Origin of the sequence: Rathayibacter festucae DSM 15932, assembly GCF_004011135.1 — a bacterium.
GTDB lineage: Bacteria > Actinomycetota > Actinomycetes > Actinomycetales > Microbacteriaceae > Rathayibacter > Rathayibacter festucae.
This window is the reverse complement of record NZ_CP028137.1, coordinates 1-22,332: the sequence shown is the minus strand read 5'-3', so window position 1 is coordinate 22,332 and position 22,332 is coordinate 1. Positions and strand designations below refer to the sequence as shown.

Sequence of the window (22,332 nt, the reverse complement as noted above, 5' to 3'; positions counted from 1 at the left end):
TTCTCGTATGGTTCAGAACGAGGACGGGGAGCGATCCCGCGAAGGGCGCGCGGGCGCCAATGCCGCGCTCGCCTCCGCGGTCGATGCGGTGTGCGCGGCCGATCCGCTTCGGGCGCGAGCGGAGGCGCAGCGTGCCGAGCTGGTCGAGCGCGCCCGGCTCGCGGCGACGGCCTCGTACGAGGTGCTCGTCGATCCGCTGGTGCGCAGCCGAGCGGAGCGGAGGGAGGCGGCCGAGCGGGCGCTCGTCGCCGAGCTCGCGACCGCCCTGCGGATGTCGGAGGCGTACGTCACCGGGTTGATCGAGGAGAGCAGGCTGCTCGTCAACGAGCTCCCGCAGACCCTCGCCGCGCTCCGTGAGGGGCGGATCTCGCCCGAGCACGCGCGGGTGATCCTCCGTGCGGCCGTCGAGCTGCCGCCCGAGGTGCGCGGGCGCCTCGACGAGGAGGCCGCCGTGGTCGCGGCCGACCGCACTCCCCCGCAGCTGCAGCGCCGCCTCCGGACTCTGCGGGAGCGACTGCATCCCGAGTCGACGACCGAGCGCCACCGGCGCTGCGCCGCGCGGCGCGCGGTCTGGCTCGACGGCGGGAGCGACGGCATGGCCACCCTGCTCCTGCACCTTCCCGCTCCCCAGGCGCAGGGCGCCTTCGACCGCATCGACCGCGCGGCGCGCTCCCTGCGCGAGCTGCCCGGCGAGAAGCGGACGATCGGGCAGCTGCGGGCGGACGTCGGAGCGGCGCTCCTGATCGACGGCGAGACCGACGGCGCGGAGCGGCGCTCGACCGGTACCGCCGTCCCCGTCGGGATCCGTCCGCGGGTCGCGGTCACCGTCCCCGTCCTCACGCTCCTCGGCCGCTCGGACGAGCCGGGCACCCTCGACGGCTACGGGCCGATCGACCCCGAGACCGCCCGCCGCCTCGCGGCCGATGCGCCCTCCTTCACGCGGATCCTCACCCATCCGGAGACCGGCGCCGTGCTCTCCGTGGGCCGGACGTCGTACCGGGTGCCCGCCGACCTGCGGCGCCACCTGCTGCACCGCGACGAGACCTGCCGCTTCCCCGGCTGCACCCGGGCGGCCTCCGCGGGCGACGTCGACCACGGCGTCGAGTGGCAGCACGGCGGCCGCACCGACGCCGACAACCTCGCCCACCTCTGCCGCCACCACCACCGGCTCCGGCACACCAGCACCTGGCAGGTCGAGCACCGGGCCGCCGGAGTCCTGCACTGGACGAGCCCGACCGGCAGGCGGCACGTCACCCACCCGGCGCGCATCGGGCCGCCGAGAGGCCGCGCGGCACCGGACAGGGAACCGGGCGCCGTGAAGGACGAGCCACCGCCGTTCTGAGGTCGGGAGGGTGTCGATGGGAGGATCGGAAGGGGGACCTCTTCAGCGAGAGAACGGGAGCGGGGGCCAGGAATGATCGATGCTTCGCCGCGCCTGATCGAAGTCGTCCGAGCGGGCTGGGAGATGGACTGCTGCGGCGCGCCGTTCGCGGTAGGTGACCGTGTCACGTGGTCGCTTCTGAGCTACCCGGCTCGACCGACCGGTCCGGCCCGCTACGCGGAGGAGCACCACCAGGCCCTGTCCGACGCACTCACGGTGTCCGGGGTCGTGCGCGGGATCGTCGGCGAGACGGTGCTCGGCAGCATCCCGGCGATCGGCGAGGGTGGTGTCCTCGTCCCCGACCCCTCCCGACGGAGGCTGCAGCGACTCGCGTCCTGGGACCGCTCCACCGGCGGCGCGACCCTCCGCGTCGCCCTCGAGATCGACGCGGACGCCGAGCTCCCGCCGCCGTGGGAGCCGCCGGAGTCCACCCCCGACACTCGGACGCCGGACCCGGAGGTCGTCGCCGCTCTGCACGCGCTGCTCGTCCGCCTCCACGACGCGTGGCGCGGCCGGATCGGCATCCGGTCCGCCGACCGCGGCAGGAAGGCGAGCATCGTCCCGCACACCGCGGGCGCCGGCGAACTGCACTGGGCACTCGGAACCGAGCACCTCGTCGTGAACCTCGGCTACGACCGCGTGATCCTGCCCGGCGATCTCGAGGGCGTCGCCCGGCTCGAGGTCATCGCCGACGAGGTCGCCCGCGGCGTCGTCCGTCAGGACCCGCCGATCACGAGTCAAGGGGTCCTGCTGATGCCCGTGCGCAGGCGTAGGGTTCCCACTTCGGCCTGGTGAGAACCGGCTCCCGCACTCGGCTCACGCATCCAGCTCCCGCATCCAGCAGAGGACGAACCACATGCCCACGACACCGACCGCCGTGCTCTTCGACATCGACGGCACGCTCGCCGACACCAACTTCCTGCACGTGGAGGCCTGGTCGCGCGCGTTCTGGCAGGCGGACCTCGACGTCGCGACCTGGCGGATCCAGCGGGCGATCGGCGCCGACTCGTCGGAGCTGCTCGACCTGCTCCTCGAGGACGACGTCGACGACGACGCGCGCACCTTGGTGAAGGGCCTGCACGCGAAGAACTACGCCGAGGCGTCCGCTCGGATCGCGCTCCTGCCCGGAGCGCGCGAGCTGATCCGGGCGCTCGCCGGGCGGGGCGTCCGCATCGTGCTGGCGACGTCCGCGCCGCAGAACGAGCTGGAGATCCTGCTCGACGTCCTCGACCTCGGCGACGCGGTGCACGCGGTGACGAGCGGCGAGGACGTCGAGACAGCGAAGCCGTCGCCCGATGTGATCAGCATCGCGCTCGAGCGCGCCGGCGTCTCGACCGATCGCGCGATCATGATCGGCGACGCCACCTGGGACGTCCTCGCCGCCGAGCGGGCCGGCCTCGCGACCGTCGCGGTGCAGTCCGGCGGCACCGGCGAGCACGAGCTGCGCGAGGCCGGCGCCGTCGCGGTCTACGAGGACGCCGCGGCGATCCTCGCGGATCTCGAGGGCGGACCGCTGGCGAGCCTCCTGCGCTGACCCCGGGAGGAGAGCAGGAGGCCCGCCCCGCGGTCAGCTCTGCGGACGCCTCCGCAGCACGAGCAGCGTGATGCCGATCGCCGCGACGACGGCCACGAGAGCGCCGCCGATCCACAGCACGTCGCCCAGCAGCGCCGGGTCCGACCCCGTCGCCGCCTCCGCCCCGTCCGCGGACGGCGCCGAGGCGTCGGACACCGCGACGGTGCCGTTGCAGTCGGGGACCGACTCCGAGCCCTCGGCGAGGGCGACGTCCGCCCCCGGCTGCCAGTCGAAGCCGTACTGCCCGGAGACGGGGTGCCCGTCGGTCGAGACGACCTGCCAGGTCACCTCGTAGGCACCGGCCGCGCCCAGCTCGAGCGGCATCGACGCCTCCGGTCCGACGACGCTGACGCAGCCGTCGCCGTAGTAGAGCCCGTCCGGCCCGACGACGCGCAGGGCCGCCGCGGCGCCGTCGTTGCCGAGGACCAGCAGGTCGTCGTTGGTCGTCAGAGCGAGCGTGCCGGGCTGCTCGGTCACCGTCGAGTCGACGGCGGGTGTCGTCGAGACGAGGTAGTTGTGCGCGCTGGCGGGCGCCGCCACCGCGACCGAGCCGATCAGCCCGATCGCGGCGGCGGCGAGGACGAGGCGTCCGCCCTTCCGGTGATCGAGCGTCACGCGGACGCCTTCGGGCTGCGGCGACGCGACGCGAGACCGAAGGCGACGCCGACGGCACCCAGGACGAGTCCGCCGACGCCGAGGACGCGCGCGAGCACGTCGTCGCTCTGGCCGGCGGCGGTGGTGGCGGAGGCGGTCGTCGCGACCGCGTCGTCACCGTCGCCGTCGTCGTCAGCGGCCCCGGCGTCGTGGTGGCCGGAGCCCTCCATCGCTGCGGTCACGGCGACGGTCGGCGCGGGCAGCTCCGGCTCGTCCTCGCCCTCGACGGTGGGCTGGTCCCAGGCGGTCGAGCCGGTCTCGCAGGTCTGCAGCACCGGGAACTCGAGGGTCGAGCCGGCCGCGTCCTCCGGCAGCTGCAGCTGCAGCGAGACGGTGTCGCGGTAGCCGTCCGCGAGCGCGGTCTTCGCGGTGTAGACGACGTCGGAGACGCGCTGGGTCGCGGTGTTGCCGTGCGAGTCGGTCACCGGGTCGGCGATCTCGACCTCGTTCTTCACGACGTCCCAGTTGGGGTTCACGGTCGGGCTGACCGAGTTGATCCCCTCGGGGATGGTGATGCTGAGCCCGGTCGTCGGCGAGCCCTCGCAGCCGTGGGCGAGCGAGAAGGTGACGACCGTGTACGAGCCGGCGGCCGTGCTCGACGCCGCGGCGGTGACGTGCGCGCTCGCGGCCGTCGGAGCGGCCAGCGCGAGGGCGACGGAGCCCGCGGCGACGAGCGCGCCGCCGCCGACGAGGCGGACGCGGGAGGAGAAGGCGGAGGCAGAGGAGGAGGTGCGGGTGGTGGTCATGATCGTGAGGAGTCCTAGCGGGAGTCGGCGCAGCCGCGAGCGGGCGGCACCGAGAAGGGTGAGGGCGCAGCGCGGGATCGCGGTGCGCGCGGGCTCACCGGCCGGCACGGCCCACTCGAGCGGGCAGGACGTCAGGCGGCGAGCAGGGCGCGCGCGGGCGGGCCGCGGTGCCGCAGGACCCGCAGGACCGCGTCGAGGGCGCGAGGGGCGCTCGGCTCGACGGAGCCGAGGACGGCCACCGAGGCGCCGAGCGGTGCCAACAGCGCCGAGGCCCGGGCGACCAGGCGCACGACGACGCGCAGCACGGCGGTGCCGAGGGTCCAGAAGACGCGCTCGCCGTGGCGGAGCGCCGCGACGGTGACGACGGCGGCCACCAGGTGCGAGAGGAGCATCAGCGGGGTGTGCGCGGCATGACCCGACGCCCCCGCGATCAGCTCGACCGTGCCGCCGCCGTGGAAGTGGCCGCCGGCGGTGGCGCCCACGACGCTGACGTCGCCGCCACCGCCGGTCACCAGGAAGAGGGAGTGGTAGGCCAGCTGGCTGAGCAGCACCGCGACCTCGAGGCGCGCGAGCGAGAGCGTGCGACCGGCGAGCAGGACGCAGACGACGGCCGCGAAGGCGGTGGCGAGCGCGAGGATCGCCGCAGCGGGAGCCTCGGCGCCGGCGAGGGTGTGCGAGGCGGCGGCGGTCGCGGTCGCGGCGACGGCGGCGACGACTCCGCGTGCCGTCCGTGCCCTGCGCGTCTGCACCTGCTCGACTCCTGGTCTCTCGTGTGGCTGGTCTCTCGTGCCGCACAGCGTGCGCGGACCGACATCCAGGGTAATCGCCCTGCCTCCGCCGTTATGAACCCGTGACCCGATTACTCCGATCGATTCCAAACCCCCTCGGGGAGGGCTCCGAAGACTGTTCAACGGCCGCGAAACGGTCCACACACAGCCAGGTCCTCCGCATCCCGTGGGGGCCGTATCACGAAGGAGCATCCCCATGCGATCCACCAAGCGCACCACCCTCGCCGCGTTCGCCCTGCTCGGCACCGCCGCCCTCGGCCTCACCGCCTGCTCGTCCGGCGCCGGCACCACCGACGCCGCCAGCGACACCGCTTCCGAGATGTCGACCCCGATGATGACCGAGTCCGCCACCCCCATGGCGACCATGGACCCGGCCGCCAACCTCGTCGGCTCCGGCTGCGCCGCGTACGCCGAGCAGGTCCCGGACGGCGCCGGCTCGGTCGGCGGAATGGCCCTCGACCCGGTGGCCACCGCCGCGTCGAACAACCCGCTGCTCACCACCCTGACCGCTGCGGTCTCGGGTCAGCTCAACCCCGACGTCAACCTCGTCGACACGCTGAACAGCGCCGAGTTCACCGTCTTCGCCCCCGTCGACGACGCGTTCGCCAAGCTCGACGCCGCGACGCTCGAGACGCTGAAGACCCCCGAGGGAGCGGCCACGCTCTCCTCGATCCTGACCTACCACGTCGTCCCCGGCCAGATCGCCCCTGACGACATCGACGGCACGCACGCCACCGTCCAGGGCGGCGACGTCACCGTCACCGGTTCCGGCGACGACATCATGGTCAACGACTCCAAGGTCATCTGCGGCGGCGTCCAGACCGCCAACGCGACCGTGTACCTCATCGACACCGTTCTGACCCCCCCGGCCTCCTGAGCCGGCGCGATCCTCGGATCGCACCCCTGAAACGCCGAAGGGCGGGCACCCACCGGGTGTCCGCCCTTCGGCGTTCCTGCGCGAGCAGGGAGACGGCGACTACTCGCCGGCGCTGATCTCGGCCAGCACCCGGTCGCCCGGGTAGGCCTGGATCATGTCGGCGCGGATCTCGGCGCGCTCGAGCAGCTCCTCCATGCGGTGACGGCGGTTGCGCGTGATCAGCGTGACGACCGTGCCCTTCTTGCCCGCACGGCCGGTGCGGCCGGAGCGGTGCAGGTAGGTCTTGTACTCGTCGGGGGCGTCGGCCTGGATCACCAGGTCGATGTCGTCGACGTGGATTCCGCGCGCGGCGACGTCGGTCGCGACGAGGACGTCGACCCGGCCGCTGGTCAGCAGCGCGAGGTTGCGGGTGCGGCGGGACTGGTTGAGGTCGCCATGCAGGCTGGTCGCCGGGATGTCGGCGTGCTCGAGCTGCTCCGCGAGCTGCTCCGCGAACGCGCGGGTGCGGGCGAAGATCAGCGTCTTGCCGGCGCGCGCCGCGAGCTCCTCGATGATCGCGCCCTTGTCGCGGTGCTCGATCAGCAGGACGCGGTGGTCGATGCTCGAGGACGCCTGGTCCTCGCCCGCGACCTCGTGCACACTCGGCTCGACGAGGAACTCGTCGACGAGCGTCGCGACGCCCTTGTCCAGGGTGGCCGAGAAGAGCAGGCGCTGGCCGCCGCGCTTGGTCTGGCGGAGGATGCGCTGCACCGGCTCGAGGAAGCCGAGGTCGCACATGTGGTCGGCCTCGTCGAGGACGGTCACCGTGATGGTCGAGAGGTCGAGGCGACCCTGCTCGATCAGGTCCTCGAGGCGGCCCGGCGTGGCGATGATGATGTCCACGCCGCGCTGGAGGGCGCCGACCTGCTTGTACTGCGGCACGCCGCCGAAGATCGTCGCGGTGAACAGGCCCACGGAGCGGGCGATCGGCTGAATGGTGCGGTCGATCTGCATCGCCAGCTCGCGGGTCGGCGCGAGGATGAGGGCACGCGGGGCGCGGCCGGGCTTGCGGCCCTTGGCTCCGTCGTTCTCCATCAGGCGCTCGACGACGGGGGCGCCGAACGCGATCGTCTTGCCGGAGCCCGTCTTGCCGCGGCCGAGGACGTCCTTGCCGGCGAGGACCTCGGGGATCGTCGCGGCCTGGATCGGGAACGGCGAGGCCGCACCCATCTGGGTCAGCTGGCGGACGATGTTCGCGCCGAGACCGAGGTCGCCGAAGCTGACGCCCTCGACGTCGACGGCGAGCGTCGCGGTCGCCTCGAGGCGCTCGAGCACGACGTCGTCGGCCTGGTGCGAGGCGCGGCCGTCGCGCTTGGGGTAGAAGTCCGAGCCGGAGTCGCGGCGCGGGCCGCGGTCGGTGCGGTCGTAGCCGCCGCGGGCGGGGCGCTCGGTGCCGCGGTCGAAGCCGCGCGACGGGCGCTCGGTGCGGTCGGAGCTGCGGGCGGGGCGGTCGGCGCGGTCAGTGCGGTCGAACGAGCGGGCCGGGCGGGCGTCGCGGTCGTTCGAGCGGGCCGGGCGGGCGTCGCGGTCGAAGGAGCGCGCGGGGCGGTCCGTGCGGTCGAAGCTGCGCGCGGGACGGTCGCTGCGGTCGTAGGAACGAGCCGGACGGTCGTCGCGGTCGTTCGAGCGGGCCGGACGCGCGTCACGGTCGAAGGAGCGGGCCGGGCGGTCCGTGCGGTCGAAGCTGCGCGCAGGGCGGTCGGAGCGGTCGTACGAACGCGCCGGACGGTCGTCGCGGTCGTTCGAACGGGCCGGACGGTCGGTCCGGTCGTAGGAGCGGGCCGGACGGTCGTCGCGGTCGAAGTTGCGCGCGGGACGGTCCGTGCCGCGGTCGTACGAGCGGGCCGGACGGTCGTCGCGGTCGTTCGAGCGCGCGGGACGGTCGGTCCGGTCGTACGAGCGGGCGGGGCGGTCGTCGCGGTCGTAGCTGCGGGACTCTCCGCGGTTCTCTCCCCGCTCCGTCAGCTTGGCGGCGCGCTCCTCGGCGTTCCAGCGCGCCTTCTTGGGCGCGTTCTCGTCGACGGGGCGGTAGCCGCGGTGGCCCTCGCTGCGGGAGCCGGTCTTCGGCGCGGCGAAGCGCGGGCGACCGCCGAGCTGGGACTTGCCGCTCGAGGCGCCGAAGCGGTTGGGCTCGAAGTTCTTGGCGGGGCGTCCGCCGGCGGGCTTCTTGTTCTTGGGCATGGCTGCTTCCTGGGTTCAGGTCTTGCGCGAGCAGGCACACGCCGATCGATCACCCTCGTGGGGTGCGAACGGACAGGGCGCTGCGGGAACCCGGGTGAGTCGCTGCTCTGAGACGCTGACCGGGGCCGATTCACACATGTGATTCATCTCGCGACGACTGTCGGAGATCCGGCCCGCTTGACTGACAAACCCATCCGCGCGGCGACGCACGGAGTCAAGAGCCGACCCAGGGAGTTTACACGCGACCCCGGGCGCTGGCTAGGGCACCGGCAGCCCGCCCCCTCAGCTCGACGCGCGCCGCGCCCGGTACGCCGCGACGTTCGCGCGGTTGCCGCAGTTGCCGGTGTCGCAGTAGCGCTTCGAGCGGTTGCGGGAGAAGTCGACGAGCACCGCCTCGCAGTCGTCCGCCGCGCAGATCCGGATGCGGTCGCGCTCGTCGCCGCGGATCACGTCGACGAAGCCCATCGCCGCCTCCACCACGATGCGGGTGGCCAGCGGGCTCTCGTCGCGGGTCGCGTGCAGGTGCCAGCCGAAGATCCCGTGCCGCACCAGCTGCGGCAGCGCGCGTCCCTCCTCGAGCATCCCGTTGACGACGGCGACCAGGTCCTCCTCCGCGCGGCTGCGCCAGAGCGAGCGGAGCGGAGCGCGCACCGAGCGCACCGCCTCCAGCTCGGCGGCCGAGCCGTCGCGGCTGCCGGTGTAGCGGTTGTCCAGCAGGAACTCGTCGAGCTGCTCGATCGACGCCATCTCGTCCTCGCCGGACTGCGACAGCTCGGGGAGGGTGTTGACCAGGACGGCCGTCGAGGTGAGGGCCGCTTCCACGTCATAGGCGAAGACCATGTTGACTCCTGACACGTTCGCTCAGTACTGTCACGAGCATAACGACTTTGACTCCTGAAAGAGGCAGACGTGACTCCCACTGCGCCACCGCGGCAGCTCAGCTCCGGCCTGCTCCTGGCCCTCGCCGCCGCCGCCGCGTTCGGCCTGGGCGGGCCCTTCGTGAAGCCGCTGCTCGAGGCGGGCTGGAGTCCCTCCGCCGCCGTGCTCTGGCGGGCCGGCGGCGCGGCGCTGATCCTCGCGATTCCGGCCGTGCTGTCGCTGCGCGGCCGCTGGCACGTGCTGCGCCGCAACCTCGGCACGGTCGGCCTCTACGGCGTCTTCGCCGTGATCGCCGCGCAGCTCTGCTTCTACAGTGCGATCGAGCACATGTCGGTCGGCGTCGCGCTCCTGATCGAGTACCTCGCTCCCGTGTTCCTCGTCCTCTTCGCCTGGGCGCGCACCCGCCGGCATCCCGGCCGCTTCACCCTCGCCGGCTCGGCGCTGGCGCTGGCGGGCCTGGTGCTGGTGCTCGACCTCTCGGGCGAGTCCACGCCGGAGCTCGTCGGCGTCGCCTGGGCGCTGACCGCGTCGCTCGGCCTCTGCGTCTACTACGTGATCGCCGGCCGGATCGATCAGGAGCTGCCGCCGATCGCGCTCACCGCGGGCGCGATGACGGTCGGCGCGGGGCTCCTGCTGATCCTCGGCGTCACCGGACTCGTGCCGCTGCGGGCGACCTTCGGCGACGTCGTGTTCGTCGGGAACGACGTGCCCTGGTTCCTGCCCGCGGCGGTCATCCTCAGCATGTCCACGGTGCTCGCCTACCTGCTCGGGATCGAGGGCGGCTCGCGGCTCGGCACCCGGATCGCCTCCTTCGTCGGCCTGACCGAGGTGCTGTTCTCGATCGTCGCCGCCTGGGCCCTGCTCGGCGAGCTGCCGGCGCCGATCCAGTTCGGCGGCGGGGCGCTGATCCTGGTCGGCGTGGTGCTCGTGCGCCTGCAGGCGGAGGCGCCGGATCCCGTCGCACCGGAGCCGCTGGAGTCGGACGAACGGCCGCCGGTCCCGCTGTCCACCCCCTGATCGCGGGGTCGCTCTAGGCGGGCGCCGCCTTCTCCCTTATGCTCGCCTCACCCATGCGCGAGCCCAGCCGACCCACGCGACCGATCGCCCTCTCGTCGGCGATCCTGACGCTGCTCGCGGTCGGCCTCGCCGGTTGCTCGAGCGCTCCCGTCTCGCAGCCGGTCGCGCAGGCGGCCGGCGTCGCCGCGGTCACCGCCTACGACGACGTCCCCGTCACCGCCGACCTCGTCTACGACCAGGCGACCGGCCAGGCGCTCGACGTCTGCTCGCCCGTCGACGCGGCCGCCGGCGCCGCCCTCCCCGCGGTGCTCGTCGTGCACGGCGGCAGCTGGACCCGCGGCGACAAGTCCGACCCGAACTGGCGCCCGCTCTGCCAGTGGCTCGCGTCCGAGGGCTTCGTCGCCGTCTCGGTGAACTACCGCCTCGCCCCGGCCGACGTCTTCCCCGCGCAGATCGAGGACGTCTCGGCCGCCCTCGACTGGATCCTCGAGCCCGCGCAGACCGAGCGCTTCGGCATCGATCCGTCCCGGGTCGCCGCGTTCGGCGGCTCGGCCGGCGGCAACCTCGTCTCGCTGCTCGGCACCGACGACGCGCTGACGGCCGACGACGCCGGCACCTCGCGCCTCGCCGCGGTCGTCGACCTCAGCGGCCCCGCGGATCTCACGGCGGCGGGCCTGGCGGACGACGACCCGATCGTCGGAGTCGGCGCGGCGGTCCGCGGCTACCTCGACTGCGCCGACCTCGAGGACTGCGCCGTCGCCGAGCAGGCCTCGCCGATCGCTCACGTCGACGGCACCGAGCCGCCCTTCCTCATCGCCCACTCGGCCGGCGAGCGCGTGGCGCTCAGCCAGTCGCAGGACTTCGCCGAGGCGCTGGACGCGGCCGGCGCGAGCGTCGACTTCGTCCTCGTGCCCGGCACCCGGCACTCGATCGCGATGCTCGACGACTCGCTCCGCCGCACCGTCGTCGACTTCCTGCACGAGCAGCTCGACGCGCCGGCCGAGCAGACGCTCTCGCTCGAGCCCGCCACGCAGACCGAGCCGGCCGCGGCGCCCGCGTCGTGACCACCGGGGTCGTCGTCCGGCTGGAGCGGCCGGAGCCGGCAGCGCTCGCCTCGCTGCTCACCGCCGACCTTCCACCGCACGCCCGGCTCCTCGTCGCCCGCGACGGCGCGACGCAGCAGCCGATCGGCGTGCTGGCGCTGACGCCCGGGCCCGACGACTTCGCCGAGCTGCTCGCCCTCGAAGTGGCCCCGGAGTCGCGGCGGAGCGGAGTCGCCCGCCGGCTCGTCGCCGCCGCGCTCTCCTACGCGAGCGTGCAGCGCATCCGCACGCTCCGCTTCCGCGTGCCGGTCGAGGCGGAGGCGGCCCTCGCCGCCGCCCGCGCGCTCGGCTTCACCGAGATCGACGGCTTCGGCGCACACGTGGGCGACGACTCGGGCGTCTGCTTCGCGCGCTCGGTGCGATGACCGACGCCGTCTCACCCCGCGACCTGGTCGCCTCCGCCCTGCGCCGCGAGCGCGGGCGCCTCGGCCTGAGCATCTCCGAGATCGCCCGCCGCGCCGGGATCGCGAAGTCGACGCTCTCGCAGCTCGAGGCCGGCGAGGGCAACCCGAGCCTCGAGACGCTCTGGGCGCTCGGCGGCGCGCTCGGGGTGCCGTTCTCGCATCTGGTCGAGCCGCCGCGGCGGTCCGTCCAGCTGATCCGCGCCGGGGAGGGGCCGCGCATCGCCTCGGCGACCGCCGACTACGCCGCCACCCTGCTCAGCGTCTGCCCGCCGGGAGCCCGCCGCGACGTCTACCGCCTCACCGCCGAGCCCGGAGCCGCACGGAACTCGGAGCCGCACGCCCGCGGCACCGTCGAGCACCTGATCCTGTCCACCGGACGCGCCCTGGCCGGTCCGGCCGACGCCCCGGTCGAGCTCGCGCCCGGCGACTGCCTGTCCTACCCGGGCGACGAGCCGCACGTCTTCGACGCCCTCGAGCCGGGGACGAGCGCCGTGCTCGTCTCGGAGCAGGTCTGAGAAGGCGCTGGCCCTCAGTCGAAGGCGCCGGCGCTCAGTCGAAGGCGCAGGCCGTCTCGTCGGACAGCGCGCGGCTGATCCGCTCGCGGTGATCGGCGCTCATCGGCGGCAGCGCGTCCGGCGCGAACCAGCCGACCTCGCTCGACTCGTCGTCGGCGACGTGCGCCTCGCCCGAGAGGTAGCGGGCGCGCAGCACGTGGTCGAGGTACTGCGCCCGGTCGCCGTTCGGGTACTCCATCGGCGGCAGGGTGTGCAGCCAGACGACGCGCTCGACCTCGATCTCGACGCCCGCCTCCTCCAGCGCCTCGCGGCGGGCAGTGCCGGTGACCGTCTCGCCCGGGTCGATCACGCCGGTGACCGCGGTCCAGGCGCCGGTGTCCGCGCGGCGGACCAGGAGGACCTGGCGGACCGGCTCCTCGCGGACGATCACCGCCGTGACACCGGTCAGCCAGAGCAGCTCGGTGCCCACCCGCTCGCGCAGGCGGAGGATGAAGTCGGGGGTCGCCACGTCGTCCGGCTCCCGAGCCCTAGCCGGCGAGCGCGCCGGCGTCGAACGGCTCGGGACGGAAGTCGAAGGCGACCACCCCGGCCGTGTCGAGCAGCGGCCCGACGAGGCCCTTGAAGGCGTCGTGCGCCGGATCGAACAGGCCGGGGCCGTCGACCGCCGGGCGGCCGATGTAGTAGTTCAGGTCGCCCTCGGACGCGAAGGTCAGCAGGAACGCGCGGTCGAAGCCCTCGCCCGCGCCCTCGGTGCTGAGCTGCGGGCCGTTCTCGATCGAGACGATGTACGGGCGGCCGTCGCGGAGGCACTCCTCGCCGAGCGCGAGGAAGGACGCGATCACGCCGTCCACCTCGGCGACGAGCGCCGTCGGCCTGAAGCGGAACAGGACGATGTGCCGGATGGTGCCCGGGCGGTAGTCCGCGGCGACGAAGCGCTCGGGGCCGACCTCGGCGATCGCGCGGGCGGCGCGGTCGGGGCCGCTCGTCCAGCGGGAGCCGATCGTCTCGGGGGCCGCGGCGACGACCTCCGCTGCCGTGGTCTCCACTGCCGGGGTGCTGAATCCTGTGTCGCTCATGCCGACGCCTCTCCGGCGCGGGCGGCACGCCGCCGCTCACGATACCCCTCGACCAGGTTGTAGACGACCGGCAGCACGACCAGGGTGAGCACGGTCGAGGACACCAGGCCGCCGATCACGACGATCGCCAGCGGCTGCGAGATGAAGCCGCCGTGGCCGGTGATGCCGAGCGCCATCGGCAGCAGCGCGAAGATCGTCGCGAGCGCCGTCATCAGGATCGGGCGCAGCCGCCGCTCGGTGCCGTGCAGCAGCGCCTCGCGCACGGGCATCCCCCGCTCGCGGTACTGGTTCACCAGGTCGATCAGCACGATCGCGTTGGTGACCACGATGCCGATCAGCATCAGCACGCCGATCAGCGAGGGCACGCCGAGCGGCACGCCGGTGAGCACCTGCAGCAGGATCGCGCCGGTCGCCGCGAACGGCACCGACACCAGCAGCAGCAGCGGCTGCAGGAGCGAGCGGAACGTGGCGACCATCACGACGTAGACGATCAGGATCGCCACCAGCAGCGCGATCCCGAGCTGCGAGAACGCGTCGCTCTGATCGGCCGTGACGCCGCCGAGCGAGGCGGAGACGCCGGCCGGCAGCTCGGTGTCGTCGATCGCGCTCTGCACCGCGACGTTCGCCGAGGCGAGGTCGTCGCCCTCCGGGGTCACAGTGATCGTGGCGGTGCGCTGCCCGCGCTCGGTGGTGATGCTCGCGGGCCCGTCGGTCCGCTCGACGACGGCGAGCGAGGAGAGCGGCACCGTCCCGGTGCGCGTCGGGATCTCGAGGGCCGACAGCTCGTCGAGGGTGGCCGGCGGCTGCGCGTCGGCGAGGTAGACGGAGAGGGTGCGGTCGTCGATCACGACACTGCCCGTCTGCGTCGGCTGCAGCGCCTGGCTGACGAGCGTGCCGACCGCGACCTCGGTGAGCCCGGCGTCGGCGGCCGCCGCGCGGTCGACCCGCACGGCGATGTAGGGCAGCGAGGAGGAGAGGTTGCTCTCGGCCTGGCTGATGCCGTCGGTGCCGCGCAGCGCCGTGAGCAGCGCGTCGTTCGCGCTCTGCAGGTCGCTCTGCGAGGCGGTGGAGAGGTCGACCTCGATGTTCGAGGAGGCGCCGAAGCCGGAGGACGCGGCGACGCTGATGTCGTCGGCCGAGGCGACCGAGCCGAGCGCCGTGCGGACGTCGGCCTGCACGGTCTCCTGGTCGGCCGACTCGTCGGTGGTGACGGAGTAGCGGATCGAGGTGCCGCCGCCTCCGCCGCCGAACGCGCTCTGCAGCCCGCCGCCCGCCGAGCCGATCGAGAGCTGCACGGTCTGCACGCCGCCGACCTCGAGGATCGCCGCACTGGCCTGCTGCGCGGTCGCGTCCTGCGCGTCCAGGCTCTGCCCGTCGGGCACGGTCTGGGTGACGGTGAAGGTGTTCTGCCCGCTCGCACCGAGGAAGTTGGTCTTCATCAGCGGGTAGAGCGCGCCGGTGCCGACGAGCACGAGCAGCGCGAGCAGGACGGTCGCGACCGAGTGCTGGAGGGTCCAGGCGATCACGGGGCCGTAGACCCGCTGCAGGCCGGCCGCGCGGCGGGGAGTGGCGCGGGCGCTGTGGCGGGCGTGCTCGGGCTCGGCCTCGGGAGCCGGGACCACGGTCTCGCCGGCTGCGCCGCGCTCCTCGGCGAGCGCCGCCTGCGCCGCCTCGCGGACACCGGGGCGCTTGGAGGGCCGGAGGAACCAGTACGCCAGCACCGGCACGATCGTCAGCGCGACGAGCAGCGAGGCGAGCAGCGCGATCGACACCGTCAGCGCGAACGGCCGGAACAGCTCGCCGGTCGTGCCGCCGACGAACGAGATCGGCAGGAACACCGCGACGGTGGTGATCGTCGAGGCGGTGATCGCGCCCGCGACCTCGCGCACCGCGACCGCGATGGTCGCCGCGCGCTCCTCCCCCGCGTCGAGGTGCCGCTTGATGTTCTCGATCACGACGATGGAGTCGTCGACCACCCGGCCGATCGCGATCGTCAGCGCGCCCAGGGTGAGGATGTTCAGCGTGTAACCCGCGGTCTGCAGGCCGATGAAGGTGATCAGCACCGAGGTCGGGATCGAGATCGCCGTGACCAGCGTCGAGCGCACCGAGAGCAGGAACAGCAGGATCACGAGCACCGCGAAGACGAGGCCGAGCGCCCCCTCCTGCGCGAGCGACTCGATCGAGTCCTGGATGTAGGGGGCCTGGTCGAAGACCGAGGTGAAGGTCGCGTTCTCGCCGAGCGACGCCTCGAGATCCGGCAGCAGCGCCGTGACGCCGGTGGAGACCTCGACCGTGTTCGCCGCGGGGAGCTTGGTGATCGAGAGGGTCAGCGCCGGCTGGCCGTTCACCCGCGAGATCGAGGTGATCGGGGCGTCGGTGACGGCCACGGTGGCGACGGAGCCGAGGGTGGGGGCGGGCGTGGGCGCGAGGGCACCGCCGACCTGGATGCCGGCGGCCGCAGAGGCTCCGGCGGACCGGATCAGCGGCAGCGCCGCGATCGCGTCGGTCGAGTCGAGCTTGACGCCGGACTGCACCGAGAAGGTGCTGCCGTCCTGGGTGATCTCGCCGCCGGCGACCAGCACGCCGTTCTGCTGCAGCGCGGTGCGGATGTCGGCGGTCGAGAGGCCGGCGGCGTTGAGCGCTGCGTCGTCCGGGGTGATCGTGACGCGCTGCGCGCTCTCGCCGACCAGGGCGACCTCGCGGACGCCGTCCACCTTCTCCAGGTCCGGGATGACGCTCGTGCGCAGGCGGTCGGCGAGCGCCTTCGCGTCACCGTCGCTCGAGACGGCGAGCTGCAGCACCGGCAGGTCGTCGAACGAGCCGGTCACCACCTGCGGGTCGACGCCGTCCGGGAGCGTGCTCTTGATCCGGTTGATCGCCTGCAGGATCTTCTGCTCGGCGGTCGCCAGGTCGGTGCCGTAGGCGAAGGAGGCGGAGATCAGCGACGAGTTCGTGGACGAGGTCGCGCTGGTCGTCTCGAGCCCGGGAACGCCCTGGATGGCGGTCTCGATCGGCGTCGAGACGTCGTCGTTGACCACCTCCGGAGCGGCGCCCGGGTAGCTCGAGATCACCGCCAGCTGCGGGAAGGAGATCGACGGCGCGAGCTCCTGCTTCAGCCCGGTGAGGGCGACGCCGCCGAAGACGGCGATGACGACGGTGACGAGCGCGATGAGCGCCCGGTTCTTCATGCTGAGGACCGCGAGGAGATGCACGCCGTGAGTCTTCCATCAGCTGGCTGAGTATTCGTCCCCCTCCGGGAGGACCTGGAGGATCAGACGACGTCGGCGAGGTAGCCGGTGTCGGCCGCCGGGTGGCGCGCGACCTGGCTCCAGGCGACGGCGAGCGCGTCCACGGCCCGGTCGGTGATCTCCGGCGAGTAGCCGATCGGGATGCGCAGGAAGCGCTCGAAGGCGCCGTCGATCCCGAAGCGCGGGCCGGCCGTGATCAGCAGACCCGAGGTGCGGGCGGCGAGAGCGAGCTGCGAGCTGGCCGGGCGGCCGAGGCCGACCCAGGTGGAGAGGCCGCCGGAGACCCGCGGCACACTCCACTCCGGGATCGCGCGGGCGAGCGCCGCCTCGAGGTGGTCGCGGCCGGCGCGCAGCTGCTCGCGGCGCAGCTCCAGCACGCCGTCCATCCGGCCGAGCATGTCGGCGACCAGGAGCTGCTCGACGATCGGGCTGCCGAGGTCGCCGGCCGAGCGCGCGGCGACGAGCTTGCGGACGACGCTCCGCTCGGCGCGGATCCAGCCGATCCGGATGCCGCCCCAGAGCGTCTTGCCGACCGAGCCGATCGAGATCACCGTGCCCTCGGGCCCGTAGGAGGCGAAGGGCAGCGGCGACATCCGCCGGTCGATGTCGAGCTCGGCGGTGGTCTCGTCGGCGATGATCAGCGTGCCCTGGCGGGCCGCGGCGGCGATGGCCCGCTCGCGCAGGTCGACGGCCATCGAGCGGCCGGTCGGGTTGTGGAAGTCGGGCATCAGGTAGGCGAGCGTCGGGCTGGTGCCGCGGATCGCCGCGATCAGGCCCTCGCCGTCCCAGCCGTCGGCGCCGTCCACGTTGACCGGCACCAGCCGGGCGCCGGCGAGCCGGAGCGCCTCGTAGGCGTGCGGGTAGGTCGGCGCCTCGATCAGGGCGCGGTCGCCGCGGGCGAGCAGGGTGCGCGCGACGAGCGCGATCGCGTGCTGCGCGCCGATCGTCACCATGATCTGGCCGGGCTCGGTGCGCAGGCCGCGGCGGGTGTAGCGCTCGGCGATCGCGCGGCGCAGCAGCGGCAGGCCGACGGTGTCGTAGGAGCCGTCCTCGAAGTACTCCGGCGCGAGGCGCGCGGCGCGGGCGTAGGCCTCGGCGAGCTCGGGCACGGCGGGCAGCGCCGCCTTGGTGAAGTCGACGAAGTCGGGCGCGAGGGTCGGCACGGCGTGCACCGCGGCGCCGGGCAGGCGGGTCGCGCTGCCGGAGCCGCGGACGCTGACGAGGTAGCCGCTGTCGCGCAGCTCGCGGTAGGCAGCGGCCACGGTGGTGCGGCTCACGCCGAGCCGCGCCGACAGCTCGCGCTCGGCGGGGAGCCGGCTGTCCGTCGGGATGCGGCCGTCGATGCTGAGCAGGCGGATGCGGTCGGCGAGGGCGAGGTACGCGGGCGGGTGCCGCGCTGCTCGCGCCAGTCGCCGAGGAGGGTCTGCAGGGCGCGCACGCCGAAGTGGACATCAGCCATGCGTCCAAGATAGCCGGATTGGACCGCGCGAAGAAGGCCACTCCTGCGATGGGATTCTCGGCATGACGATCACCGCGCCCCTCGCCGTCCCCGCTCCCCCGGTGAGCCAGTGGCGGCTGCGACCCGTGCCGCGGCTGCTGGTCGGGCTCGTGCTCTACGGCTTCGCCGACGCGATGATGATCCGCGCGTCGATCGGCGTGGACCCGTGGACCGTCTTCGCCCTCGGCGCCGCCCGCCAGACCGGACTGGGGATCGGACTGCTCACCAACGTGATCGGACTGCTCGTCCTGCTGCTGTGGATCCCGCTGCGGCAGCGGCCCGGCCTCGGCACGGTGCTGAACGTGCTGGTGGTCGGCACCACGATCGGCGTCGGGATCGAGCTGCTCGCCGTCCCCGCCGAGTGGTGGGGGAAGGCGCTGCTGTTCGCCGGGGCCTGGTGCTGCTGGCCGTCGCGAGCGGGATCTACATCGGCGCCCGCCTCGGCGCCGGCCCGCGCGACGGCCTGATGACCGGACTCCACAACCGCTTCGGCGTGCCGATCTGGGCGGCCCGCGGCGGCGTCGAGCTCATCGTGCTCCTGATCGGCTGGGCCCTCGGCGGCGACGTCGGCCTCGGCACCCTCGCCTTCGCCCTGCTGATCGGCCCCCTCTGCGCGGTGACCCTGCCACTGCTGGGCGTCCGCCGCCACTGACGCCACCTGCTGATCGCGCGGCCTGCCCCGTCATGCTGAGCAGCCCGCGCAGCGGGCCCCGTTTCATGCTGATCGAGTAGCCCGCGAAGCGGGCGTATCGAGATCCACCACCGCCGGCGAAACGAGTCTGCAGACCGCCCTGCTGAGGACGGTGGGTCTCGATACGCCGCTGCGCGGCTACTCGACCAGCATGTGGCCGCACAACATCAGCTGAGACGAGGGTCCCTCCCCTGACAGCGGAGGCCCACCCTTCTCAGCTGATGTTGTGCGGCGCCCGGCCGCCCAGCGCTCCTCCTAGCGCTTCGCGCTCAGCTCCGCGCGGGTGCGCTCGGCCTCGTCCGAGTCCTGGATGGAGGCGATGCCCTCGGTGATCGAGGTGCCGGACGCCGGGGCCTCGTGCTCGTCCGCGCCGAGGGTGGCCTCGTCGAAGGGGGCGCGGCCACCGAGCACCTCGCGGACCTGCACCATGTCGATCTGCTTGGTCCAGGTGCCGACGAGGAGGGTGGCGACCGCGTTGCCGGTGAAGTTGGTGACCGCGCGGGCCTCCGACATGAAGCGGTCGATGCCGACGATGACGCCGACGCCGTTGACCAGGTCGGGGCGGAAGGACTGCAGGCCGCCGGCCAGCGTGGCGAGGCCGGCGCCGGTGACGCCCGCGGCGCCCTTGGAGGCGACCATCATGAAGAGCAGGAGCCCGATCTGCTCCGGGATCGACATCGGGGCGCCGGTCGCCGAGGCGATGAAGAGCGAGGCCATCGTGAGGTAGATCGCTGTGCCGTCGAGGTTGAAGGAGTAGCCGGTCGGGACGGTGATGCCGACGACGGGCTTGGAGACGCCCAGGTGCTCCATCTTGGCGATCAAGCGGGGCAGAGCGGCCTCGGAGGAGGAGGTGCCGACGATGAGCAGGTACTCGCGGGCCAGGTACTTCATCAGCGAGAAGATGCTGACGCCGGTGACCAGGCGCAGCAGCAGGCCGAGGATGACGACCACGAAGATCGCGCAGGTGAGGTAGAAGCCGATCATCAGGGTGGCGAGGGCGACGACCGCGCCCCAGCCGGTCTTGCCGACCACCGCGGCGATCGCGCCGAATGCGCCGATCGGCGCGACCCAGAGCACCATCGAGAGGATGCGGAAGACCAGCACCTGGAGCTGCTTGATCGCGCCGAGGATCGGCTGGCCCTTGGCGCCCATCTTCTGCAGTGCGAAGCCGACCAGGAGGGCGACGAAGAGCGTCTGCAGGATGCTGCCGTCCACGAGCGAGGAGAACAGCGAGACCGGGATGATCCCGAGGATGAAGTCGCTGGTCGACTCCGCCTTGAGGTCCGTGGTGTCGTAGGTGGCGCTCGAGATGTCGAGGCCCTCACCCGGGTGCAGGATGTTGCCGACGACCAGGCCGATGGCCAGCGCGAAGGTCGACATCACGATGAAGTAGCCGAGGGCGAGACCGCCGACCTTGCCGACCGTCGCGGCCTTGGCGATCGAGCCGATGCCGATCACGATCGTGCAGAAGATGATCGGCGCGATCATCATCTTGATCAGTCCCACGAACGCCTTGCCGACGGGCTCGAGCGTCGCGGCGAACGCGGGGCGACCAGGCCGACGATCACGCCGGCGACGACCGCGATGATCACGGCGATGTAGAGCCAGTGGTTGCGGTCGATCCGCCGGCGGGTCTTCGCGGGGTGACCGCGGGGCTGAGCCTGTCGGTGCGGGGCCGGTCGGCGGGCTGCCGGGCGTCTTCGCCATGAGCGTGTCCTGTCTCTTCATCGAGCTGGGAGGGGTGAGACGATGCTGACCCCCGCGGGTCGCCCGGCCGATGTTGCGTTCATACTGTTCACGGACATCGAGCTGTTCACGGACATCGAGGTCCAGGTCGCGGACGAGGAGGTCGGATGCCCGGAGCGAGCCCCCGCGGCAGCATCGCCGCCCGGCTGTTCGCGGTGCAGCTGGTCTGCATCCTCGTGATCGGCGCGGTGGCGGTGCTGGTCCTCGCGTTCGACGCCCGCGGGCGCGCCGGCGACGACGCGGCCCAGCGGAGCCTCGTGGTCGCGCGCACCGTCGCCGACAACCCGTTCGTCCTCGACGCGGCGCAGGGCGCGGACCCGTCCGCCTCGCTCCAGCCCTACGCGGAGGAGATCATGGCCGACACCGGCGTCGACTTCCTCACGATCATGAACCCCGACCGCACCCGCTACACCCACCGCGACCGCGCGCAGATCGGCCTGCCGTTCATCGGCCACCATCGCGCCTGCGCTCGAGGGCCGCACCTTCACCGAGACCTACACCGGCACCCTCGGCCCTCGGTGCGCGCCGTCGCCCCGATCGAGAGCGCCGACGGCACCGTCGTCGCGCTGGTCTCGGCGGGCGTGACCCTCAGCCGCGTGGACGCCTCCTTCCTCCCCCGCCTGCAGGTCGTCGCGGGAGGCGTGCTCGCGCGGTGGCGCTCGGCGGCATCGGCTCCTGGCTGCTCGCCCGCTACCTCCGCCGGGTCACGGGCGGCCGGGGGCCCGAGCAGATGAGCCAGGTCTTCGCCTACTACGAGTCGGTGCTGCACTCGGTGCGCGAGGGGCTGCTCCTCGTCGACGACCGCGGGCGGCTGGTGCTCGCGAACGACCACGCGCTCGAGCTGCTCGGGCTCGAGGCGTGTCGATCCCGGTTTCCCGTCGCCGAGCTCGACCTCCCCGACGCCCTGCGCGCGGTGCTGCTCGCCGACGAGCCGGTCGCCGACCGCCTGGTCGTCGCGCACGAGCGGATCCTGGTGGTCAACGAGCGACCGGCCGCCTCCCCCGGTGCCCGGCCGCTCGGCACCGTCACGACGCTCCGCGACCGCACCGAGCTGCAGCGAGTGTCCGGCGAGCTGGAGTCGATGCGCACACTCTCGGACGCGCTGCGCTCGCAGACCCACGAGTTCTCCAACCGCCTGCACACCATCGCCTCGCTGATCGAGCTCGGCCGGCCGGAGGAGGCGCTCGCCTTCGCGGCCGGCGAGCTGAACCTCAGCCAGCGGCTCGCGGACCGGGTGCTCGGCTCGGTGCAGGAGCCGGTGATCGCCGCGCTGCTGCTCGGCAAGGCCGCTCAGGCCCGCGAGCGCGGGGTCGAACTGCACCTCGAGACGCACTCGAGCCGGCGCGCAGGGCTTCGAGCCCGGCGACCTGGTGACCGTGCTCGGCAACCTGATCGACAACGCGCTCGACGCGGCCGCCTCCTCCGCCGCCGACCGCGAGCCGTGGTCGAGGTCTACCTCGGCCTGGCCGAGGCGTCGGGAGCCGAGGGCGCCGAGCTGGTGCTGCAGGTCTCCGACAGCGGACCCGGCGTCGCCGAGGCGGCCGACGTCTTCGCCCGCGGCTACTCGACGAAGGAGTCCGATGCGTTCGGCCGCGGCATCGGCCTCGCGCTGGTGCAGCAGGTGGTGCAGCGGCTCGGCGGGAGCATCGAGGTCACCCGGCACGTCGGCGCGGTGTTCACGGTGCAGCTGCCGCTGCGGGACCCGGCGGGGCGACGCGATGAGCACGCCCGCGACCGCCGCGCCGATCCGCGTCCTCGTCGTCGAGGACGAGCCGCTGACCGCGAGCGCGCACGCCGACTACGTCCGCCGCGTCGAGGGCTTCGAGGTCGCGGCCGTCGCCGGCAGCGGGGCCGAGGCGATCCGGGCCCTGCGCGCCGATCCCGCGATCGCGCTGATCCTGCTCGACATGAACCTG

General features: G+C 73.3%; 19 protein-coding genes and 2 pseudogenes. 11 read left to right on the top strand and 10 right to left on the bottom strand.

Going from position 1 to position 22,332, the window contains the following annotated elements; all coding sequences use genetic code 11:
- The first annotated feature begins 7 nt into the window (after window positions 1-7).
- From C1I64_RS00105 to C1I64_RS00095, 3 genes are all read left to right on the top strand, one after another.
- Window positions 8-1,342: an HNH endonuclease signature motif containing protein gene (locus C1I64_RS00105; protein WP_127885834.1), complete on the top strand. Its 1,335-nt coding sequence runs from the start codon at window positions 8-10 to the stop codon at window positions 1,340-1,342.
- Window positions 1,343-1,414: 72 nt separating this feature from the next.
- Window positions 1,415-2,176, top strand: coding sequence for a DUF6578 domain-containing protein (locus tag C1I64_RS00100; protein WP_341867811.1), 762 nt, complete (start codon window positions 1,415-1,417; stop codon window positions 2,174-2,176).
- A 61-nt stretch (window positions 2,177-2,237) separates the two neighbouring features.
- Window positions 2,238-2,915 (top strand): HAD family hydrolase, encoded by a 678-nt coding sequence (locus C1I64_RS00095; protein WP_127885832.1) that lies wholly within the window; start codon window positions 2,238-2,240, stop codon window positions 2,913-2,915.
- 33 nt (window positions 2,916-2,948) lie between these two features.
- On the opposite strand, the gene C1I64_RS00090 is transcribed toward C1I64_RS00095, so the two are convergent.
- From C1I64_RS00090 to C1I64_RS00080, 3 genes are all read right to left on the bottom strand, one after another.
- Entirely contained in the window at window positions 2,949-3,569 is a 621-nt protein-coding gene (locus C1I64_RS00090; RefSeq protein WP_127885831.1) for a copper resistance CopC family protein, read from the bottom strand.
- The gene (locus C1I64_RS00085; RefSeq protein WP_127885830.1) at window positions 3,566-4,354 is read right to left on the bottom strand and encodes a YcnI family copper-binding membrane protein; all 789 of its coding nucleotides are present in this window, start codon (window positions 4,352-4,354) and stop codon (window positions 3,566-3,568) included. The genes C1I64_RS00090 and C1I64_RS00085 overlap by 4 nt, the downstream gene beginning before the upstream one ends.
- 131 nt (window positions 4,355-4,485) lie before the next feature.
- A complete protein-coding gene (locus C1I64_RS00080; protein ID WP_127885829.1) occupies window positions 4,486-5,103 on the bottom strand; it encodes a hypothetical protein in 618 nt (205 codons plus the stop codon).
- Between the two features lie 235 nt (window positions 5,104-5,338).
- Here C1I64_RS00080 and C1I64_RS00075 point away from each other — a divergent pair, with 235 nt between their 5' ends.
- Window positions 5,339-6,019, top strand: a complete 681-nt coding sequence (locus C1I64_RS00075; protein WP_123444917.1) for a fasciclin domain-containing protein — start codon at window positions 5,339-5,341, stop codon at window positions 6,017-6,019.
- Window positions 6,020-6,118: 99 nt separating this feature from the next.
- Here C1I64_RS00075 and C1I64_RS00070 read toward each other — a convergent pair whose 3' ends face one another.
- Both C1I64_RS00070 and C1I64_RS00065 read right to left on the bottom strand, forming a co-directional pair.
- A complete protein-coding gene (locus C1I64_RS00070; RefSeq protein WP_127885828.1) occupies window positions 6,119-8,239 on the bottom strand; it encodes a DEAD/DEAH box helicase in 2,121 nt (706 codons plus the stop codon).
- Between the two features lie 282 nt (window positions 8,240-8,521).
- The gene (locus C1I64_RS00065) at window positions 8,522-9,079 is read right to left on the bottom strand and encodes a CGNR zinc finger domain-containing protein (RefSeq protein WP_127885827.1); all 558 of its coding nucleotides are present in this window, start codon (window positions 9,077-9,079) and stop codon (window positions 8,522-8,524) included.
- A gap of 69 nt (window positions 9,080-9,148) precedes the next feature.
- Here C1I64_RS00065 and C1I64_RS00060 point away from each other — a divergent pair, with 69 nt between their 5' ends.
- The 4 genes from C1I64_RS00060 to C1I64_RS00045 are packed head-to-tail and all read left to right on the top strand — an operon-like array spanning window position 9,149 to window position 12,157.
- A complete protein-coding gene (locus C1I64_RS00060) occupies window positions 9,149-10,135 on the top strand; it encodes an EamA family transporter (protein WP_244209369.1) in 987 nt (328 codons plus the stop codon).
- 53 nt (window positions 10,136-10,188) lie between these two features.
- Window positions 10,189-11,199: an alpha/beta hydrolase gene (locus tag C1I64_RS00055; RefSeq protein ID WP_127885825.1), complete on the top strand. Its 1,011-nt coding sequence runs from the start codon at window positions 10,189-10,191 to the stop codon at window positions 11,197-11,199.
- A complete protein-coding gene (locus tag C1I64_RS00050) occupies window positions 11,196-11,603 on the top strand; it encodes a GNAT family N-acetyltransferase (protein WP_127885824.1) in 408 nt (135 codons plus the stop codon). Before C1I64_RS00055 ends, C1I64_RS00050 begins: the two co-directional genes overlap by 4 nt.
- On the top strand, window positions 11,600-12,157 hold the full coding sequence (locus C1I64_RS00045) for a helix-turn-helix domain-containing protein (protein ID WP_127885823.1): 558 nt from the start codon (window positions 11,600-11,602) through the stop codon (window positions 12,155-12,157). Before C1I64_RS00050 ends, C1I64_RS00045 begins: the two co-directional genes overlap by 4 nt.
- A 34-nt stretch (window positions 12,158-12,191) precedes the next feature.
- On the opposite strand, the gene C1I64_RS00040 is transcribed toward C1I64_RS00045, so the two are convergent.
- From C1I64_RS00040 to yczR, 4 genes are read right to left on the bottom strand one after another with little or no spacing between them, the layout of a single operon-like run.
- Window positions 12,192-12,665: an NUDIX hydrolase gene (locus C1I64_RS00040; protein WP_127885822.1), complete on the bottom strand. Its 474-nt coding sequence runs from the start codon at window positions 12,663-12,665 to the stop codon at window positions 12,192-12,194.
- Between the two features lie 19 nt (window positions 12,666-12,684).
- Complete coding sequence (locus tag C1I64_RS00035; protein ID WP_123444909.1) at window positions 12,685-13,233, bottom strand: Dabb family protein; 549 nt, start codon at window positions 13,231-13,233, stop codon at window positions 12,685-12,687.
- Window positions 13,230-16,445: an efflux RND transporter permease subunit gene (locus C1I64_RS00030; protein ID WP_127885821.1), complete on the bottom strand. Its 3,216-nt coding sequence runs from the start codon at window positions 16,443-16,445 to the stop codon at window positions 13,230-13,232. The genes C1I64_RS00035 and C1I64_RS00030 overlap by 4 nt, the downstream gene beginning before the upstream one ends.
- A gap of 59 nt (window positions 16,446-16,504) precedes the next feature.
- Window positions 16,505-17,890: a MocR-like transcription factor YczR gene (yczR, locus tag C1I64_RS00025; protein WP_425272929.1), complete on the bottom strand. Its 1,386-nt coding sequence runs from the start codon at window positions 17,888-17,890 to the stop codon at window positions 16,505-16,507.
- Between yczR and yczE the strand changes: the two are divergent.
- Window positions 17,811-18,631, top strand: a pseudogene (gene yczE / locus C1I64_RS20910) (membrane protein YczE). The gene yczR and the pseudogene yczE overlap by 80 nt on opposite strands.
- 294 nt (window positions 18,632-18,925) lie before the next feature.
- On the opposite strand, the pseudogene C1I64_RS00015 reads toward yczE, so the two are convergent.
- Window positions 18,926-20,292 (bottom strand): annotated as a pseudogene (locus C1I64_RS00015) (cation:dicarboxylate symporter family transporter).
- A 231-nt stretch (window positions 20,293-20,523) separates the two neighbouring features.
- Between C1I64_RS00015 and C1I64_RS20450 the strand changes: the two are divergent.
- Together C1I64_RS20450 and C1I64_RS20445 are read left to right on the top strand one after the other, a co-directional pair.
- A complete protein-coding gene (locus tag C1I64_RS20450) occupies window positions 20,524-21,150 on the top strand; it encodes a sensor histidine kinase (RefSeq protein WP_244209366.1) in 627 nt (208 codons plus the stop codon).
- A partial coding sequence (locus C1I64_RS20445) for a sensor histidine kinase (RefSeq protein ID WP_341867810.1) occupies window positions 21,069-22,332 on the top strand: 1,264 nt, incomplete at its 3' end. The genes C1I64_RS20450 and C1I64_RS20445, both read left to right, overlap by 82 nt.